The following is a 17,930-nucleotide window of genomic DNA, read 5'->3' on the forward strand; positions in this document are numbered from 1 at the left end:
ATACGGTGTGGGGGTGAAGCCTCTCGACGTCCTCGGTGTCCGGGTGGAGATGCCCACCTCCCAGCCGATCGTGCTCCTGCGCGAGCGCGACGGTGGCCGTCACGTCCCGATCTGGATCGGCGCGGCCGAGGCCACCGCCATCGCCTACGCCCAAGAGGGTGTCGAGCCGCCCCGCCCGTTGACGCACGACCTGCTCGTCGACGTCATCGAGGCCCTCGGCCGGCACCTCGTGACCGTGCGGATCGACGCCGTCGTCGAGGGCGTCTTCCACGCGACCCTCGTGCTCGACGACGACACCGAGATCCCTTCGCGCAGCTCGGACGCGATCGCCCTCGCGCTGCGGACGGCGGCCGAGGTCGTCACCACGGACGCCGTCCTCGACGAGGTCGGCATCGAGTCGTCCGACGAGGAAGAGGACGAGGTGGCGAAGTTCAAGGAGTTCCTCGACGAGGTCTCGCCCGAGGACTTCGAGGCGCCCGACGAGGACCCGCCCGCGACCTGATCGTTACCGACACGCCCCGCCTCCCGCGGCGGGGGTGTTTGACCGTTTGCTGGCACCGCCGTAGCGTCGAAGACATCACCGGAAGCACACCGGTGTCATCTCCGACCGCTCGGGTCGGACCGACGGTGACTCAGGAGGGCGTAGTGGACGCCACCAGCGACGAGGGCAAGACCCCGGTCCGCGCCCAGGGCGTGCTCTTCGACGACGACCTGCCCGAGCTCTCCGAGGACATCGGCTACCGCGGTCCCGCCGCGTGCGCCGCAGCCGGCATCACCTACCGTCAGCTCGACTACTGGGCCCGCACCGGCCTCGTGGAGCCCTCGGTCCGTGGAGCAGCCGGCTCCGGCAGCCAGCGTCTCTACGGCTTCCGCGACATCCTCGTGCTCAAGGTCGTCAAGCGGCTGCTCGACACCGGTGTCTCCCTCCAGCAGATCCGCGTCGCCATCACGCACCTGCGTGAGCGCGGCGTCGAGGACCTCGCCCAGATCACCCTGATGAGCGACGGGGCCAGCGTCTACGAGTGCACCTCCGCCGACGAGGTCATCGACCTCGTCCAAGGCGGTCAGGGTGTCTTCGGCATCGCCGTCGGCCGTGTCTGGCGCGAGGTCGAGGGCTCCCTGCTCGAGATCCCGAGCGAGCGCATGGGTGGCGGCGACGCCGCGCCGACCGAGCTCCCCGGTGACGAGCTGTCGGCTCGCCGCCGCGCCAAGCTCGCCTGACGCACCGTACGGGGCCACGGCCGCTGATAGCCTGTGGCCGCTGCTCACCCCACGGGGGAGAGTCCTCGCGCGTCTCGCGCGGGGCGCCGAAGGGGCAAACTCCCCGGAACCTCTCAGGCGCCAGGACCTCGTGGATCAGGCACCTCTGGAGCGCCCTCGCGTGACAGATGGGGAGGCTGGCTTTGTACACCCGCGTCCAAGGGAGCCTCATGAGCGCCTCGTCCCCCCTGTCCGAGTTCGTCGGCCGTCACGTCGGTCCCCGTGAGGGCGACGTCGAGCAGATGCTCGCCACGATCGGGCAGCCCACCCTCGACGCACTGTGCGACGCGGCCGTCCCGGGGGCGATCCGCCAGACCGAGGCCCTGACGATCGAGGCAGCCCCGAGCGAGCTCGCGGTCGTCGAGGAGCTGCGCGCCCTCGCGGCGAAGAACACAGTGCTCACCTCGATGATCGGCCTCGGGTACTACGGCACGGTGACGCCGGCCGTCATCCAGCGCAACGTCCTGGAGAACCCTGCCTGGTACACCGCCTACACGCCCTACCAGCCCGAGATCAGCCAGGGGCGGCTCGAGGCGCTGCTCAACTTCCAGACGATGGTCGCCGACCTCACTGGTCTGCAGACGTCGGGTTCGTCGCTGCTCGACGAGGGCACGGCCGCGGCCGAGGCGATGACCGTGATGCGTCGCTCGAGCAAGGTCGCCAAGGACGCGGTCCTGCTCGTCGACGCCAACACCTTCCCGCAGACCCGGGCGGTCATCGACACCCGCGCGGTGCCGCTCGGCATCGACGTCGTCGTCGCCGACCTCACGGGGGTCACCTCGGCCGAGGCGCTGCGCGAGGCGGCCGGTGGCCGTGACGTCTTCGGCGTGCTCGTCCAGTACCCCGGTGCCGACGGCATCATCAGCGACTGGCGTGCCCTGACGGACGCGGCCCACGAGGTGGGTGCCCTCGTCACCGCCGCGGCCGACCTGCTCGCGCTCACGCTGCTCACCGCGCCGGGGGAGTGGGGCGCCGACGTGGCCGTCGGGACGACCCAGCGCTTCGGTGTCCCGATGTCCTTCGGTGGCCCGCACGCCGGCTACATGGCGGTGCGCGCCGGGCTGGAGCGCACGCTCCCCGGCCGGCTCGTCGGCGTCTCCGTCGACTCCGCCGGTCGCCCGGCCTACCGTCTGGCGCTCCAGACGCGCGAGCAGCACATCCGTCGTGACAAGGCGACGAGCAACATCTGCACCGCGCAGGTGCTCCTCGCCGTGATGGCTTCGATGTACGCGGTCTACCACGGCCCCGACGGCCTGCGGGCGATCGCCGAGCGAGTCCACGGCACCGCGGTCGCCTCGCCGAGCGGCTGCGCGCCGCGGGCGTCGAGTGGCCGAGGGCCCGTGGTTCGACACCCTGCGCGTGCGCGTGCCCGGGGGAGCTGCCGCCGCGGCCGCGGCCGCCGTCACCGCCGGGGTCAACATCTGGCAGCACGACGAGAGCACGGTCCTCGTCTCCGTCGACGAGACGACCGATGCGAGCGAGATCGCGGCCGTCGCGGGTGCGCTGGGCGCTGCCACGGAGGTCGCTGACGTCGAGACCGCGCGCATCTCCCCGAGCTGGCCGCAGGAGCTGGTGCGCACGAGCGACTACCTCACTCACCCGGTCTTCCACTCGCACCGCAGCGAGACCGCGATGCTGCGCTACCTGCGACGGCTTTCCGACCGCGACTTCGCGCTCGACCGAGGCATGATTCCCCTCGGCTCCTGCACGATGAAGCTCAACGCGACCACCGAGATGGTCGCCATCACGTGGCCGGAGTTCGTGGGGCTGCACCCCTTCGCACCCGATGACCAGACCGTCGGCATCCGTGAGCTCGTGGGTCAGCTGAGCGGCTGGCTGAGCGAGGTCACCGGCTACCACTCGGTCTCGCTCCAGCCCAATGCCGGGTCGCAGGGGGAGCTGGCCGGGCTGCTCGCGATCCGTGCCTTCCACGCGGCCAACGGCCAGTCCGAGCGGCACATCTGCCTCATCCCCGCCAGCGCCCACGGCACCAACGCGGCCTCCGCCGTCATGGCGGGCATGAAGGTCGTCGTGGTCAAGACCGCCGAGGGCGGTGACATCGACATGGACGATCTGCGGGCCAAGGTCGAGCAGCACCGTGACGACCTCGCGGCGATCATGGTGACCTACCCGAGCACCCACGGTGTCTACGAGGACACCATCAGCGAGCTGTGCTCCCTCGTCCACGACGCGGGTGGCCAGGTCTACGTCGACGGCGCCAACCTCAACGCGCTCGTCGGGCTCGCCCAGCCGGGCCGCTTCGGTGCTGACGTGAGCCACCTCAACCTGCACAAGACCTTCTGCATCCCGCACGGTGGCGGTGGCCCGGGCGTGGGGCCGGTGGCCGTCCGCGAGCACCTGGCTCCCTACCTGCCCAACCACCCGCTCGCCAAGGCAGCGGGACCGGCGACCGGCGTGGGCCCGATCAGCGCCGCTCCCTATGGCTCGGCCGGCATCCTGCCGATCTCGTGGGCCTACGTCCGACTCATGGGTGGGGCGGGTCTGGCTCGGGCGACGCAGGTGGCGGTACTCAACGCCAACTACGTCGCGCGTCGTCTCGGCAGCCACTTCCCGGTCCTCTACAGCGGCCCCGGCGGGGTCGTGGCCCACGAGTGCATCCTCGACCTGCGTGGCCTGACCAAGGACACCGGCGTGACCGTCGACGACGTCGCCAAGCGCCTCATCGACTACGGCTTCCACGCCCCGACGATGAGCTTCCCGGTCGCCGGGACCCTGATGGTCGAGCCCACGGAGTCCGAGGACAAGGGCGAGCTCGACCGCTTCTGCGACGCGATGATCGCCATCCGCGAGGAGATCGACCAGGTCGGCGACGTCGAGTCCTCCGTCCTGCGCAATGCCCCGCACACCGCGGCGGAGCTCGCAGGGGAGTGGCCGCACGACTACGACCGCGCCACCGCCGTCTTCCCCGTCGGGGTCGACGCAGCCGACAAGTACTGGCCGTCGGTCTCGCGGATCGACGGCGCCTTCGGCGACCGCAACCTCGTCTGCTCCTGCCCCTCGCCCGAGGCCTTCGAGGACTGAGCCACCGGGGCGCCCCCGAACCACGGGTGACCCGACGAGCCCCGGCGTCGCACGCATCTCGTGCGACGCCGGGGCTCACTGCTGTACTGGACGGCGGAGGGCGGGGACGAACGGCACTGGTCCCCGCCCACGGGGACGAACGGAACTGACGACCCACGCCTCGGGCCGACATCCTGCGCTCGATCCACCGCCCCCGCGGCTGAACCCTGCAAAACCCTAGGGTCTTGCAGGGTTGGGGCTGGTTCCGCCCAACGGCCGCACGACCTTAAGGAAATTCGAAGGGGGAGGGGCGGTCGTTGATGCGGGGAGACGAACGGGACTGGTCCCCGGCCACGGGGACGAAGGGGGATCAGGCCGCGCCCTGGACCCCCACGACCGTGACGGTCGAGCCGTGCTGGGCCTTGTCGACCCGCACCTGAGTGGGGATGCGAGTGCGCATCTCGCTGACGTGGCTCACCACACCGACGCAGCGCCCTCCGTCGCGCAGCGCGTCGAGGACGTCGAGCACCTGCTCGAGGCTGTCCTGGTCGAGACTGCCGAATCCTCGTCGACGAAGAGCGTGCCGAACTCGAGCCCACCCGACTCCTCGCGGATCGCATCGGCCAGCCCGAGAGCCAGAGCCAGTGACGCGGTGAAGGACTCGCCACCGGACAGGGTCTCCGTCGCCCGGTCCTGACCGGTCCACAGGTCGCGCACGACCAGGCCGAGCCCGCCGCGTCGCTGGCCCCTGGCAGAGGCGTCGTCGTGGGCGAGCTCGTATCGGCCGTCTGCCATCACCGACAGCCGTGAGTTGGCCAGCTCGACGATCCGCTCCAGCCGGGCAGCGAGGACATAGGTGCTCAGGCGCATGCGCTTGTCGTTGTCGGCGCTCGTCCCCGTCACCAGATCGGCCATCCGACGCACGAGCTCGGCCTCGGCTGCAGCAGGTCCGATGCGCGTGCACTCGTCGACGACGAGCTGGGTGACCCGCGTCAGCTGTCGGTGCACGGTCGACGTGCTTGCCTGGTGCCGGCGCGCGTCATCTGCGGCGTGCTTGGCCCGGGACGCGGTCTCGGCCAGGTCGTCGACGTCGACGGGCTGGGTCTCGAGCGCGTCGACGACGTCCGGCTCGGCGAGGACCCCACGGGCCGTCGCCAGCTGCTGCACGTGGGCATGCACGCGCGCCTCGAGTGCGGCGATCTCTGGCCGCGGAAGAGCCGCGGCCCGCACCTTGGCCGCACCGTCGAAGCCGTGCTCGCCCAGGGCGCCCGCCAGGTGCTCGGCGGCGTCGGTGACCCCGTCCCGGGCGCGGCGCTCGTCGAGGGTCGCTGAGGCGAGGTTCTCTGCGAGGGCTCGGGCGCGGGAGTGACGTTCGTCGACCTCCCGGGCGGCATCGAGAAGGGGAGTGACCCACTCGACGGACCCGTCGGCCACCGGTGAGAGCGCGACGTCGTGCCCGCCGGCGTGGTCGTCAGCCGGGTCGGCACAGACGCAGGCGGCGTGCTCGACCACGACTCCCCTCACGATGTCGGCGGCCTCGACCATCTGCTCGGTGATCTGATCGTGCCGGGCACGCAGGGCCGCGAGCTCGTCCGCGGCGACGCGCACGGACTCGTGTGCGCGCTCCAGCCGCGCGGCGCGCGCGTCGACGCGACGCGCCACGTCGGCGGCGGCGCCGACCGCGGTGCGCAGCCGGGCAACGTCCTGCGCAAGCTGTTCGCGTGCGCGCACCTCGGCGGCCAGACACCTCGAAGGGGTCAGCGCTCGCGTCGGTCGTGCCGGACTCGTCCGCCCCAGCCAGTCGGGCGAGCTCGGCGCGAGCGACTCGAGCCGGGAGGTGACGTCGTCCCGTGCCTGGCGTGCGGCCTCGTGGACCTGCTCGGCACGGGTGGCGGCCGCACGGGCCGCGTCGATGTCCTCGGGCCTGACCACGCGGGCGGCTTCGGCCAGCCGGGGGTGCTCGGTCGACCCGCAGACGGCGCACGGGTCCCCGTCGGAGAGCAGCCCTGCGAGCTCGCCGGCCATGTTGTCGAGTCGGGCCGCGACGAGCTCGTTGACCGCCTCGCGCAGCTCCTGGGCGTGCTCGCGAGCCTCCTGCGCCTCGTCGGTGGCCCGGCGAAGCTGCTCGTCGACGGTCCGGCCATGCCGGCGAGCGGCGATGAGGGCCTCGACACGCTCCAGCTCCGCAGCAGAGGTAGCCAGCTGCTCGCGGTCGTGCTGGAGCCTCTCCAGGACGGACTCGTCGGCCTCGGCCTCGGTCTCGAGGCGGGCCACGAGCCCCTCGGTTCGCTCGAGTGCGGAACGTGCATCTGCCAGCCGCTCGGCCACGGCCGGCAGCTCCGCCGATCGGCGCCGCAAGCCGGCCGCCTCGTGCCGCGCCCGCTCAATACGAGCGCCACCCGCGTCGAGCACCTCGAGCAGCTCAACCCCACGGGCCTGCGCGGACGCCTCGGCCTCACGACCGGGCGCGGAGGCCTCCCACCGTGCACGCAGCTCCTGGGGGAGGGCCTTGGCAGCAGCCTCCCGGGCCAGCTGAGCCTCCTCGAGTGTGGACTCGCGCGCGCCGTGGCCTCGACGTGCGGGAGCACGGCAGCCGCAGCCCGTGCTTCCTCGAGGGTGCGGCGACGCCGGGCGTGCTCGTCGGCGACGGACTCGAGCTCCGCCACCTGCCGCCGGGCCACCAGGCCACGACGCCGCAGGTCGGCTCGTCGACGCTCCGCGTCGAGGGCCTCGCGCGATGCGACGGCGGCGGCGTCGGTGCGGTCCACGCGGGCCATCGCCTCCGCGGTCACCATGTCGAAGGCCTCGCCGACCGCCCGGAGCGCGACCGGCAGCTGCGTCGGGTCGAGCTCGGCCCACGGGGCATCGGGCTCTGGCAGCTCGACGTCGATCGCGGACAGGACGTCGACGAGGTGCGTCACATGAGTGGTGAGCCGTCCGCGTGACTGCGAGAGCGTCGCCTCGGCGTCCTGCCGGCGTCTGACGAGCACGTCCTCGACCGCGGCGAAGTCCGAGACGTCGAAGAGCCGCTCGAGGACCTCGCGGCGCTGCTCGTCGCTCGCGCGCAGGAAGGCGGCGAAGTCGCCCTGGGGCAGCATGACGACCCGGCGGAACTGCTCGAGCCCCATGCCGAGCAGGTCGTCGAGGAACTGCGCCGTTTCGTCGATGCGGGTGCTGAGGGTCCGCCACCGCGAGCTCTCGCGCTCCTCGAGACGCACGCCCGCCGGCTCGGTGGTCGTGCCGGACCCTCGCCGCTTGGGGCGCTCATGAGCAGGGTGACGCACCACCCGCAGGCGACGCCCGGCCAGGGTCAGCTCGAGCTCCACCTCGGTCGGCACGTCGGCGGCAGCGTGCTGGCTGCGGAGCGAGGTGCTCTGCCGGTCACCCGGCACCCCCGCGTAGAGCGCGAAGCAGATCGCGTCGAGCAGGCTCGTCTTGCCCGAGCCGGTCGGGCCGTGGATGAGGTAGAGCCCGCCCTCGCCGATCGTCTCGAGGTCGAGCTCGACGGTGCCGGCGAAGGGGCCGAAGGCGCTGGCTCGCAGGCGGTGCAGCCTCACGCCGCGCCTCGCCGTCGTCGCCGGGGGAGCGCCGTGCTCCTCGGCCCGGTCACGGTCACGCCGGCCGGCCTCGAGGGCGTCGCCCAGAAGCCGCCGCTCGGACTCGTCGGCGATCGCGCCGCGCCGCACGTCGCTGACGAAGTCGCAACACACGTCGAGCGGCTCGCGCTGCCGCACCCGGGCGGCATAGCTGCGCACCGGCACGACCTCACCCGTGGGCTCGAAGCACAGCTGCAGCAGGTGCGGGAAGCGTCGCCGCAGCCGGTCGTAGGCACCGACGGGACGGACCGGGTCGGTGAGCGTGACCTGGACCCAGGCCTGCTCGGCGGCCGTGTGGCGGGCGTCGGTGAGGACCTCGTCGAGGTGCCCCCGCACGAGGGCGAGCTCGCGGTGGACGGGGGCGGCGACGTGCTCGACCGTGGTCAGGCCACGCTCGTCGATCTCGACGAGCAGCGACCCCTTCGTCTGGCCTGCCTCGCCGAAGGACATGGCAACGGGGGAACCGCTGTAGCGGACGGTCTCGCCGATCTGCTGCGGGCGGTGCAGGTGACCGAGAGCGGTGTAGGCGGCCCCGTCGAAGGTGCTCGCGGGCACCATCGCGACGCCGCCGGTCGTGATGTCGCGCTCGGAGTCGCTCGCCGCCCCACCGCTCGCGAAGCAGTGGGCCATGACGACGCTGCGCGGTCCCCGCCCGGCCAGGTCGGCACGGACCCGGTCCATCGCGGCGCCGAGCACCGCCGTGTGGGACCGCTCGGTCACGCCGAGGGCGTCGGTGACGGTCGTCGCGGTCGGCTCGAGGTAGGGGATCGCGTGGATCGCCATGTCGCCGACGAGCACCGGGGTGCCCACGGTGCTCACGTCGGAGCGGATGTGCAGGCCGGCCCGGCTGAGCAGGTCGGCGGCGAAGCCGAGTCGGATCGCCGAGTCGTGGTTGCCGCTGGACAGGACGACCTGGGCGCCGGCGTCGATGAGCCGGGTGACGCTCTCGGAGAGCAGCTCCACGGCGTCGGGCGGGGGCAGGGCGCGGTCGTAGACATCGCCCGAGACCAGGACGGCGTCGACCCCCTCGGAGCGGACCGTCTCGACGAGGTGGTCCACGTACTCCGCCTGGGCAGGCAGCAGGCCGGCGCCGTGGAAGGAGCGCCCCAGGTGCCAGTCGGAGGTGTGGATCAGCTTCACGACCACCAACCTAGGAGCCCTCACCGACAACCCCGTGGCGCGACACCCCCTTCGCCCGAGCCGTGGCACGAGGCACGAAGGGGGTGGGGCCGCCCCCTGCGCGGCCTCACTCCCCGGGCAGTCGGCCCGTCAGTCGGCGGCCAGCGCAGCGGCCGGGGCGACCCCGTGCCGCCCGACGGGCCGACAGCGCGGACGTCGATCGCTCCGTCGAAGGGATCCGACCCCTGGACGATCCGGTAGGCCGCGAGCCCGACCTCGCGGGGCACCTCGTGCAGGTCGGCCAGCCCCTCGGTGGGGGCGTACGCGAGGTGAGGGACCTCCCCTTCGTCGTCCGTGGTGCGCAGGACACCCACGAAGTGCCGGGTCTCGGCGAGGGCCCCGCGGGCGGTCGTACCGATGGTCGTGAGCGCGGCGTGGGCCTGCTCCCGGCCGAAGTCCGTGCCGTGCCGGGCGGCGCAGGCGGCGCCGTCGGCCTGCACGACGACGACGCTCAGCGGCTGGGCCACGACGTCGTGCATCTCGCGCGCGATGCGGGTGCGCTCGCCCTGGACGGCGATCCGGGCTCGCTGGTCACGATCGCGGCGAGACCCAGGCCGAGGCGTCTGATGCCGGCATCGGTGAGTCGGCGGCGACGAGCTGACCCACGTGCCCGTCGAACCAGTCCCGGACGCGGGTGGTCGCTCCCGCTCGCCGGGGTGCCGTCTCGGAGATCACCGACCGAGCGTAGGCAGGACGAAGGGGGTGCCGCATCCGACCGTGGTCTGATCCTCGCCGCGGGTCGGTCGCGTGGGTAGATTCGACTGCAGCCGACCCGGAAGAGGTGGACTCATGGGCAAGGAAGTCGCCGCGCAGAGCTACTCGCGCGAGGAGCGTCAGCGCTACCGGGAAAAGGTGCGGCAGAACCTCGACGTCTTCGAGCGCATGCTCAATGAGCGTGCCTTCGACGAGGAGGTGCCGCTCACCGGTCTGGAGATCGAGCTCAACCTCATCGACGAGGGGCAGCAACCGGCCTTCGTCAACGACGAGGTCCTCGAGGCGATCGCCGATCCCGAGTACCAGACGGAGCTCGCGCAGTTCAACATCGAGCTCAACGTCGCTCCGCGGCCCCTGCCCGGGGAGTCGGCGCTGCAGCTCGAGGAGAGCCTGCGCGAGTCGCTCAACCGCGCGGAGGGCAAGGCCGAGGACGCCGGCGCGCGGATCATCGCCATCGGCATCCTGCCGACGATCCGGCCCGAGCACTTCCAGGGCGAGTGGATCAGTGCCAACAACCGCTACACCGCGCTCAACGACTCGATCTTCGTCGCCCGCGGCGAGGACATCGTCATCGACATCGAGGGCCCGACGGGGGAGCGGCTGCACACCTTCGCCGACTCGATCGCGCCGGAGTCGGCGTGCACCTCGGTCCAGCTGCACCTGCAGGTCGGGCCGGGCCAGTTCGCCGACCACTGGAATGCCGCCCAGGTCATCTCGGCGCCCCAGCTCGCGCTCGCGGCCAACTCGCCCTTCTTCTTCGGTCGCCGCCTGCACGCCGAGACCCGGATCGCCCTCTTCTCCCAGGCCACGGACACCCGGCCCATCGAGCTGAAGAACCAGGGCGTGCGTCCACGGGTCTTCTTCGGCGAGCGCTGGATCACCTCGATCTTCGACCTCTTCGAGGAAAACGTGCGCTACTTCCCGGCGCTGCTCGCCGAGGCGACCGACGAGGACCCCGTGGCCGTGCTCAGCGAAGGCGGCACCCCAGATCTCGGCGAGCTCAACCTCCACAACGGCACGGTCTACCGGTGGAACCGACCGATCTACGACCCCGGCAAGGGTCACCCGCACGTACGGGTCGAGAACAGGGTCCTCCCGGCGGGCCCGTCGATCATCGACACCCTGGCCAATGCCGCCTTCTACTACGGGTGCGTGCGCACCCTCGCCCACGAGGACCGGCCGATCTGGACGCGCATGTCCTTCCCCGCGGCCGAGGCCAACTTCGAGGCGGCGGCCCGCGACGGCATCGGCTCCCGCCTCTACTGGCCGGGGCTGGGCGAGCTGGGCGCCGACGAGCTCGTCCTGCGGCACCTGCTGCCCATGGCTCGCGCCGGTCTGCAGGACTGGGGCGTCGCCGAGAGCGTCATCGAGCGCTATCTGTCGGTCATCGAAGGGCGGTGCACCACCGGCGTCAACGGCGCCGTCTGGCAGGCCGAGTGCGTGCGCCGGCTCGAGGAGGCCGGGCTCGACCGGTCCGCCGCGCTCGCCGAGATGACCGGGCTCTACACCGAGCACATGCACCGCAACGACCCGGTGCACACCTGGCCGCTGCCCTAGCCCGTCAGCAGTTCCAGCTGAGGATGCAGGGGTCCTCGCGGTGGTGGCCGAGCACCGCGAGCCGGGAGGCGTCGAGCGTCAGCTGGGCCGCCAGCCGGGGAGCGGTGCGCAGCCACACCGTCGCGAGGATCCGCGAGGTGTGGCCGTGCCCGACGAGGACGACGTCGCCCTCGAGCAGGTGCGGCCGCACGCGGGCGAGCACGCGTGAGGCACGGGCCGCGACCTCCTCGACCGTCTCGCCCGGGGTCGCCCCGGGGACCACACCGTCACGGAAGACATCCCAGTCGGTGCCGAGGTCCTCCCGGATCTGGGCGGTCGAGCGCCCTTCGTAGCCGCCGTAGTCCCACTCGCGCAGGTCGCGGTCGACCGAGGCGTCGAGCCCGGCGAGCGATGCCGTGTCACGTGCGCGCTGCAGGTCCGAGGTGAGGGTGAGCACGGGGCGGACACCGAGCTCCTCGAGCCGACCGGCAGCCTGTCTGGCACGCGCCCGGCCCTCGTCGGTCAGGGGCAGGTCCGTGGAGCCGGTGTGCCGCCCGTCGCGGCTCCACTCGGTCTCTCCGTGGCGCAGCAGGACAAGGCGGTGCGGCGGGGTTGCGTGCATGCGGTCAGGCTAGTGGCGCCCGGTCTGCGAGGATCGGACCAGCACGGGGCGCGCCCGCAGACGAGCGACGTGGAGGTAGGCATGACGAGCGACGAGACGACCGGCGGGAGCGGGCCCGGCCACCGCAGCGTGGAGCTGACCCGGCTGGCCCTCGGGCGCTACGAGATCACCAATGCGCGCGGCGGCCGGATCACCATCGGTGACGGGTCCACCGACGACTTCACGCCCGTCGAGCTGCTGCTCGCGGCCCTCGCCGGCTGCAGCTCCGTCGACGTCGACCACATCACCTCGCGGCGGGCCGAGCCGGAGTCCTTCGAGGTCGTCGCCGAGGGGGAGAAGGTCTCGACCCCCGAGGACGGCAACCACATGAGCGACCTCGCCGTCACCTTCCGCCTGGGCTTCCCCGAGGGCGAAGGGGGCGACGCCGCCCGTGCTGCCTTCCCCCGGTCGGTCGCGCAGTCCCGCGACCGGCTGTGCACCGTCTCGCGGACCGTGCAGATCGGCGTCCCCGTGGAGATGACGGCAGAGGACGCCTGAGGCTACATGCGCCGAGAGGTCGACGTCGCCGTCATCGGCGGAGGTCAGGCCGGGCTGGCGACGGCCTACCACCTGCGCCGCCGGGGGATCGAGCACGTCGTCCTCGACGACCGCGACGAGTCGGGCGGAGCGTGGACCTCGACGTGGCCCTCCCTTCGCCTCTTCTCGCCGTCGGCCTACTCGTCGCTGCCGGGGTGGCCGATGCCCCCGCACCCCGACACCTTCCCGCCGGTCGAGCACGTGCGGGCCTACCTGCGTGCCTACGAGGAGCGCTACGACCTCGACGTTCAGCGCCCGGTGCGAGTGCACGACGTGCACGCGACGCGCGAAGCGCTCGTGCTCGACACGAGCGCCGGGCAGCTGGCAGCGCGCTGCGTCGTGAGCGCCACGGGCACGTGGTCCGCTCCCTTCGTGCCGATGGTCGAGGGTGCGACGAGCTTTGCCGGGCGCCAGCTGCACAGCGCCCACTACCGGGGGCCGGAGGACTTCGCCGGGCTGAGGGTCGCCGTCGTCGGCGGCGGCAACTCCGGGGTCCAGATCACGGCCGACCTCGTCGACGTCGCCGACCGGGTCTCGCTCGTCACCGCGAGACGGCTGCGCTTCCTGCCTGACGACGTCGACGGCCGGCACCTCTTCGACCAGGCGACCGCGCGGCTGCGTGACCCGGGCGAGGCACAGGCTGCCTTCGTCGGCAATGTCGTCGCCCTGCCCCAGGTGCAGCGCGCCCGGGCCGCGGGTGCGCTGAGGGTGCGCGCGATGTTCGACCGGATGGTCCCGGAGGGCGCGATCATCGGCCGGGACCGGCTCGAGCTCGACGCGGTGATCTGGTGCACGGGCTACCGGCCCGCGCTGCGGCACCTGCGCTCGCTGCGCCTGCGGACGTCCGAGGGGGTGCCGCAGGTCGTCGACAACCAGTCGGTGCGCGACCCGCGGGTGTGCTTCGTCGGCTACGGGGACTGGACCGGACCCGCGTCGGCGACGCTCATCGGGGTCGGCCGCACGGCCAAGGCGCTCGCCGCACGCCTGGAGACGCAGCTGGGCGCGACCGGTGACCCGGTCGGCGCCCAGCGCAGGTCGGACTACTGGTCCTGCTTGACCAGGGAGATCTCGAACTCGAGGTCGATCTTCTCGGAGACGAGGACGCCACCCTTGTCGAGCGGCATGTTCCACTCGAGGCCGTAGTCACGGCGGTTGACCCGGCGCGACCCCTCGAAGCCCGCGCGCACGGCGCCGAAGGCGTCGACCATGACGCCGCCGAGCTCGAGCGGGATGGTGATCTGCTTCGTGACGTCGCGGATCGTCAGGTCACCGCTGACGATGTAGGCGCGCTCGCGGATCTCCTCGATGTTGGTGCTGACGAAGCTGATGTCGGGGAAGCGCTCGACGTCGAAGAAGTCGGGGCTGCGCAGGTGCTCGTCGCGCTGGTCGTTGCGCGTGTCGACGCTCGCGGCCTTGAGGACGACGCGGGCCGTGGATGCGTCGAGGTCGTCGACGTCGACGTGCACCTCGCCGGAAACGTCGTTGAAGGAGCCGCGGACGGTCGAGATCATCGCGTGCCGGGCCGAGAAGCCGCAGCGGCTGTGGCCGGGGTCGATGGTCCAGTGACCGTTGAGGTCGAGGTCGGTGTCGGTCATGGGCTCCCCTGAGAGACGAAATTTTGTTGAAGATTGTAGCAACTCGGTGTGGCGTCATCAGTCTTGCAGGCGCGCGGTCGCGGATGGTGCGCCACGCCCGGGTGCTCGCGGCCTACGGTGGACTCATGGCCACCTTCGTCGAAGTGCACCCGGACAACCCCCAGCCCCGCACGGTCGGCAAGCTCGTCGAGCGGATCCGCGAGGGGGCGCTCGTCGCCTTCCCCACGGACTCGGGCTATGCCCTCGGTGGGCGGCTCGACGACCAGGACATCAAGGACCGCATCCGCACGATCCGCCGCCTGGACGACCGTCACCACTACACGCTCCTGTGCGCCGACTTCGCCCAGCTCGGGCAGCTCGTCCACGTCGACAACGCCGTCTTCCGCGCGGTCAAGGCGGCGACCCCGGGGCCCTACACCTTCATCCTCCCGGCCACGAAGGAGGTGCCGCGTCGGCTGCTCCACGCGAAGAAGAAGACGGTCGGCGTGCGGATCCCGCAGCACCCGCTGACCCAGGCCCTCCTTGAGGGCCTCGGCGACCCCATGCTCACCTCGACGCTCCTGCTGCCGAGGGAGGAGCGCACCCCGACCTTCGGCTGGGACGTCAAGGAGGCCCTCGACCACCAGGTCGACATCGTCGTCGACGCCGGTGAGGTGAGCACCGAGCCGACCACGGTCGTGGACTTCTCGTCGGGTGCCGCCGAGGTGGCCCGGCACGGCGCCGGTGACCCGACCCCCTTCGAGTGACGAAGGGGGTCGGGCCGCGGCTCGCGTAGCGCCCGCCGCGTCGGCGGGCTGCTCCGTGGCGGACCGCTAGGCGGTGGGCTGGTCCCCGAGCACCTCGGCCCGGGCGGCGACGAAGGCCGCGACGCAGGTGCGCACGTCCTCCTCGCTGTGTGCCGCGGACAGCTGCACCCGGATGCGCGCCTGGCCCTGCGGGACCACGGGGTAGGAGAAGGCGATGACGTAGACGCCGTGGGCGAGCATCGCGTCGGCGATCTGCGCGGCCTGACGGGCTCCGTCGTCGCCGGGGAACATCACCGGGGTGATCGGGTGCGACCCGGGGAGCAGCTCGAAGCCCGCGTCCGTCATCAGCTCACGGAAGAGAGCCGTGTTGCGCTGCAGGGTCTCTCGCGCCTCGTCGGACCCGCGCGCGATCTCGATCGCCTTGAGGGAGCCAGCCGCGACGACCGGGGCCACGGCATTGGAGAAGAGGTAGGGCCGCGACCGCTGGCGCAGCAGCGCGATGACCTCCGCCGGGCCGCTGACGTAACCACCGCTGGCCCCGCCGAGCGCCTTGCCGAGCGTGCCGGTGAGCAGGTCGACACGGTCGGCGACGCCGCACGCCTCAGGAGTGCCACCACCGCCGGCGCCCACGAAACCCACCGCGTGGGAGTCGTCGACGAGGACCATCGCGCCGTACTCGTCGGCGAGGTCGCAGATCTGCTCCAGGGGAGCGAGGTAGCCGTCCATGGAGAAGACGCCGTCGGTGACGATGACGGTGCGGCGGGCCCCCTTCGCCGCCTCGAGCTGGGCGCGCAGGTCGTCCATGTCGGCATTGGCGTAGCGGTAGCGCGCCGCCTTGCTCAGCCGGATGCCGTCGATGAGCGAGGCGTGGTTGAGCGCGTCGGAGATGATCGCGTCGTCCGTGCCGAAGAGCACCTCGAAGACGCCGCCGTTGGCGTCGAAGCAGCTCGAGTAGAGGATCGTGTCCTCGGTGCCGAACCAGTCGGACAGCGCGCCCTCGAGGCGGGTGTGCTGCTCCTGCGTGCCGCAGATGAAGCGCACGCTCGCCATGCCGAAGCCCCACTCCTGCAGGGCATCCGTGGCCGCGGCGAGGACGTCGGGGTGGTCGGCCAGACCGAGGTAGTTGTTGGCGCAGAAGTTGATCGCCGAGGTCTTCGTCGTCGTGATGTGCGCCTGCTGGGGGCTCGTCAGCTGCCGCTCGTCCTTCCACAGCCCGGCGTCCCGGATCTCCTGCAGGGTGGCAGCGAGGTCGTCCTTGATCGTGTACATGCGTCAGCTCCAGTCCATGATGACCTTGCCGCACTCTCCCGAGGCGGCGGTGGCGAAGGCGTCCTCCCACTGCTCCGCGGGGAAGCGGTGGGTGATGACCGAGGAGATCGCCTCGCGCAGGGTCGGCGAGGTCGAGAGCATCGCGCTCATCGTGTACCAGGTGTCGTACATCTCCCGGCCGTAGATCCCCTTGATGGTGATCATGTGGGTGATGACCTTGCCCCAGTCGATCGGGTAGGGGTCCTTGGGCAGGCCGAGCATGGCGATCCGGCCGCCGTGGTTCATGTGGTCGAGCATGTCGCCGACCGCCGGGGGAGCGCCGGACATCTCGAGGCCGATGTCGAAGCCCTCCTTCATGCCCAGCTCGCGCATCGCGGCGCCGAGGTCGCTGCGGGCGGCGTTGACGACGAGGTCCGCGCCGGCCCCCTTCGCCAGCGCGAGCCGGGTGTCCGACAGATCGGTGACGGCGACGTAGCGGGCGCCCACGTGACGGGCGATGGCCACCGCCATGACGCCGATCGGCCCGGCGCCGGTGATGACGACGTCCTCGCCCGCGAGCGGGAAGGACAGGGTCGTGTGGACGGCATTGCCCAGCGGGTCGAAGACCGCGCCCAGGTCGGGGTCGATGTCGTCGTGGTGCACCCAGGCATTGGACGCGGGGATGACGACGTGGTCGGCGAAGGCGCCGTCGCGGTTGACCCCGACGCCGATGGTGTTGATGCACAGGTGCCGTCGTCCGGCGCGGCAGTTGCGGCAGGTGCCGCACACGAGGTGGCCCTCGCCGGAGACCCGGTCGCCCTCCTGCACGGAGGTCACGTCGCGCCCCACCTCGTCGACGACGCCGTAGAACTCGTGGCCGATGACCTGCGGCGTGCTCGGCACCGCCGAGGCGGCCCACTCGTCCCACCCGTGCAGGTGGAGGTCGGTGCCGCACAGGCCGGCGCGCAGCACGCGGATGCGCACCTCGCCGGGACCGGCGTGCGGCTCGGGGACATCGGTCAGCTCCAGACCGCGTCCGGGGCGGGGCTTGACGAGGGCTCTCATGCGTTCTCCTGTCGGGGACTGCGGGGTGACGCGACCCCCGACAGTAGCCGCCCTGAGGCGCAGGTCACACCAGCCGCGACCACGCGGTGTCGACGGGGGAGTCCTCCCCGTGGTGCACCGCGGCGGCGAGGTCCTACGGTGGGAGCACCATGACCCAGCAGCCAGGCCCCTACGCCCCGTCGCCCTACCCCTTCCCGCAGCAGCGCGCGCACGGCACCGCGACCGCGGCGCTCGTGCTCGGCATCGTCGGCCTGACCGTCGTGCCGGGCCTGGGGATCCTCGCGTGGGTGCTCGGTGCCTCGGCGATGAAGGAGATCGACGCCAACCCGCAGGCGTGGAGCAACCGCGACCACGCGAAGGTCGGCACGATCCTCGGGATGGTCGGCACGGCGATCTTCGCGGTCTTCTTCCTGCTCGGCCTGCTCTACTTCATCGGGGTCATCGTCTTCGTCGCGACGGCCCCGGGCACCTGACGGATCGCGCTCCGGCTCAGCGCCGCTCGAGCAGCACGGCCACCTCGTGGTGCTGCGTCTGGGGGAACATGTCGAACAGGCGCGCCCGCGTCACGCGGTAGCCGGGCAGCGCCGCCAGGTCGACGGCGAGGCTGCGCGCATTGCAGCTGGAGTAGATGACGTGCGCCGGTGCGGCGCGCTCGATCGCGGCGCACAGGGGCGCCCCGATGCCGCGTCGTGGCGGGTTGACGACGACCAGCTCGTGGTCGACGGCGTCGAGCGCCCCGCGTCACCGACGCGGAAGTCGGCGGCCACCCCGA

General features: G+C 72.0%; 14 protein-coding genes, 2 pseudogenes and 1 riboswitch. Of the genes and pseudogenes, 8 read left to right on the forward strand and 8 right to left on the reverse strand.

Going from position 1 to position 17,930, the window contains the following annotated elements; translation table 11 throughout:
* The first annotated feature begins 13 nt into the window (after positions 1 to 13).
* The 3 genes and pseudogenes from AC2W7J_RS01030 (at position 14) to gcvP (ending at position 4,302) form a co-directional block, all read left to right on the forward strand.
* Entirely contained in the window at positions 14 to 502 is a 489-nt protein-coding gene (locus AC2W7J_RS01030) for a bifunctional nuclease family protein (protein WP_255186257.1), read from the forward strand.
* Positions 503 to 645: 143 nt separating this feature from the next.
* Positions 646 to 1,221: a MerR family transcriptional regulator gene (locus AC2W7J_RS01035; protein WP_303708361.1), complete on the forward strand. Its 576-nt coding sequence runs from the start codon at positions 646 to 648 to the stop codon at positions 1,219 to 1,221.
* 44 nt (positions 1,222 to 1,265) lie between these two features.
* Positions 1,266 to 1,360, forward strand: a riboswitch (glycine riboswitch).
* 70 nt (positions 1,361 to 1,430) lie between these two features.
* Positions 1,431 to 4,302, forward strand: a pseudogene (gene gcvP, locus AC2W7J_RS01040) (aminomethyl-transferring glycine dehydrogenase).
* A gap of 453 nt (positions 4,303 to 4,755) precedes the next feature.
* On the opposite strand, the gene AC2W7J_RS01045 reads toward gcvP, so the two are convergent.
* From AC2W7J_RS01045 to AC2W7J_RS01055, 3 genes are read right to left on the reverse strand one after another with little or no spacing between them, the layout of a single operon-like run.
* Positions 4,756 to 6,012 (reverse strand): hypothetical protein, encoded by a 1,257-nt coding sequence (locus AC2W7J_RS01045; RefSeq protein ID WP_485981030.1) that lies wholly within the window; start codon positions 6,010 to 6,012, stop codon positions 4,756 to 4,758.
* Between the two features lie 26 nt (positions 6,013 to 6,038).
* Positions 6,039 to 9,017, reverse strand: a complete 2,979-nt coding sequence (locus tag AC2W7J_RS01050; RefSeq protein ID WP_485981031.1) for an exonuclease SbcCD subunit D — start codon at positions 9,015 to 9,017, stop codon at positions 6,039 to 6,041.
* A gap of 20 nt (positions 9,018 to 9,037) precedes the next feature.
* Positions 9,038 to 9,574 (reverse strand): sensor histidine kinase, encoded by a 537-nt coding sequence (locus AC2W7J_RS01055; protein ID WP_369694864.1) that lies wholly within the window; start codon positions 9,572 to 9,574, stop codon positions 9,038 to 9,040.
* Positions 9,575 to 9,845: 271 nt separating this feature from the next.
* Here AC2W7J_RS01055 and AC2W7J_RS01060 point away from each other — a divergent pair, with 271 nt between their 5' ends.
* Positions 9,846 to 11,327 (forward strand): glutamate-cysteine ligase family protein, encoded by a 1,482-nt coding sequence (locus AC2W7J_RS01060; protein ID WP_485981033.1) that lies wholly within the window; start codon positions 9,846 to 9,848, stop codon positions 11,325 to 11,327.
* A gap of 4 nt (positions 11,328 to 11,331) precedes the next feature.
* Here the strand turns inward: AC2W7J_RS01060 and AC2W7J_RS01065 are convergent, their stop codons facing one another.
* On the reverse strand, positions 11,332 to 11,928 hold the full coding sequence (locus tag AC2W7J_RS01065; RefSeq protein WP_485981035.1) for a histidine phosphatase family protein: 597 nt from the start codon (positions 11,926 to 11,928) through the stop codon (positions 11,332 to 11,334).
* Positions 11,929 to 12,009: 81 nt separating this feature from the next.
* Between AC2W7J_RS01065 and AC2W7J_RS01070 the strand changes: the two genes are divergently transcribed.
* Both AC2W7J_RS01070 and AC2W7J_RS01075 read left to right on the forward strand, forming a co-directional pair.
* A complete protein-coding gene (locus AC2W7J_RS01070) occupies positions 12,010 to 12,465 on the forward strand; it encodes an OsmC family protein (protein ID WP_255186264.1) in 456 nt (151 codons plus the stop codon).
* A 6-nt stretch (positions 12,466 to 12,471) separates the two neighbouring features.
* Positions 12,472 to 13,647 carry an ArsO family NAD(P)H-dependent flavin-containing monooxygenase gene (locus AC2W7J_RS01075; RefSeq protein WP_485981037.1) on the forward strand — a complete coding sequence of 392 codons (1,176 nt, stop codon included), beginning with the start codon at positions 12,472 to 12,474 and terminating at the stop codon, positions 13,645 to 13,647.
* Here the strand turns inward: AC2W7J_RS01075 and AC2W7J_RS01080 are convergent.
* Complete coding sequence (locus AC2W7J_RS01080) at positions 13,545 to 14,099, reverse strand: YceI family protein (protein ID WP_485981039.1); 555 nt, start codon at positions 14,097 to 14,099, stop codon at positions 13,545 to 13,547. The genes AC2W7J_RS01075 and AC2W7J_RS01080 overlap by 103 nt on opposite strands.
* Positions 14,100 to 14,224: 125 nt before the next feature.
* Between AC2W7J_RS01080 and AC2W7J_RS01085 the strand changes: the two genes are divergently transcribed.
* Entirely contained in the window at positions 14,225 to 14,845 is a 621-nt protein-coding gene (locus tag AC2W7J_RS01085) for an L-threonylcarbamoyladenylate synthase (protein ID WP_485981040.1), read from the forward strand.
* Positions 14,846 to 14,911: 66 nt separating this feature from the next.
* Here AC2W7J_RS01085 and AC2W7J_RS01090 read toward each other — a convergent pair whose 3' ends face one another.
* Together AC2W7J_RS01090 and tdh are read right to left on the reverse strand one after the other, a co-directional pair.
* On the reverse strand, positions 14,912 to 16,114 hold the full coding sequence (locus tag AC2W7J_RS01090) for a glycine C-acetyltransferase (RefSeq protein ID WP_485981042.1): 1,203 nt from the start codon (positions 16,112 to 16,114) through the stop codon (positions 14,912 to 14,914).
* A gap of 3 nt (positions 16,115 to 16,117) precedes the next feature.
* Positions 16,118 to 17,158 carry an L-threonine 3-dehydrogenase gene (gene tdh, locus AC2W7J_RS01095; RefSeq protein ID WP_485981044.1) on the reverse strand — a complete coding sequence of 347 codons (1,041 nt, stop codon included), beginning with the start codon at positions 17,156 to 17,158 and terminating at the stop codon, positions 16,118 to 16,120.
* Between the two features lie 149 nt (positions 17,159 to 17,307).
* Between tdh and AC2W7J_RS01100 the strand changes: the two genes are divergently transcribed.
* Positions 17,308 to 17,631: a DUF4190 domain-containing protein gene (locus AC2W7J_RS01100; protein WP_485981046.1), complete on the forward strand. Its 324-nt coding sequence runs from the start codon at positions 17,308 to 17,310 to the stop codon at positions 17,629 to 17,631.
* 16 nt (positions 17,632 to 17,647) lie between these two features.
* On the opposite strand, the pseudogene AC2W7J_RS01105 reads toward AC2W7J_RS01100, so the two are convergent.
* Positions 17,648 to 17,872 (reverse strand): annotated as a pseudogene (locus tag AC2W7J_RS01105) (23S rRNA (uracil(747)-C(5))-methyltransferase); the annotation flags it as partial.
* Positions 17,873 to 17,930: the final 58 nt, after the last annotated feature.

Source organism: Janibacter sp. CFPM2_SD2, assembly GCF_057364645.1.

Bases quoted from the DNA above. Each gene is read 5' to 3' on its own strand.
- AC2W7J_RS01080 (WP_485981039.1), bottom strand. From the start codon at position 14,099: ATGACCGACACCGACCTCGACCTCAACGGTCACTGGACCATCGACCCC.
- AC2W7J_RS01075 (WP_485981037.1), top strand. From the start codon at position 12,472: ATGCGCCGAGAGGTCGACGTCGCCGTCATCGGCGGAGGTCAGGCCGGG.
- AC2W7J_RS01090 (WP_485981042.1), bottom strand. From the start codon at position 16,114: ATGTACACGATCAAGGACGACCTCGCTGCCACCCTGCAGGAGATCCGG.
- tdh (WP_485981044.1), bottom strand. From the start codon at position 17,158: ATGAGAGCCCTCGTCAAGCCCCGCCCCGGACGCGGTCTGGAGCTGACC.
- AC2W7J_RS01060 (WP_485981033.1), top strand. From the start codon at position 9,846: ATGGGCAAGGAAGTCGCCGCGCAGAGCTACTCGCGCGAGGAGCGTCAG.
- AC2W7J_RS01065 (WP_485981035.1), bottom strand. From the start codon at position 11,928: ATGCACGCAACCCCGCCGCACCGCCTTGTCCTGCTGCGCCACGGAGAG.
- AC2W7J_RS01085 (WP_485981040.1), top strand. From the start codon at position 14,225: ATGGCCACCTTCGTCGAAGTGCACCCGGACAACCCCCAGCCCCGCACG.
- AC2W7J_RS01070 (WP_255186264.1), top strand. From the start codon at position 12,010: ATGACGAGCGACGAGACGACCGGCGGGAGCGGGCCCGGCCACCGCAGC.
- AC2W7J_RS01100 (WP_485981046.1), top strand. From the start codon at position 17,308: ATGACCCAGCAGCCAGGCCCCTACGCCCCGTCGCCCTACCCCTTCCCG.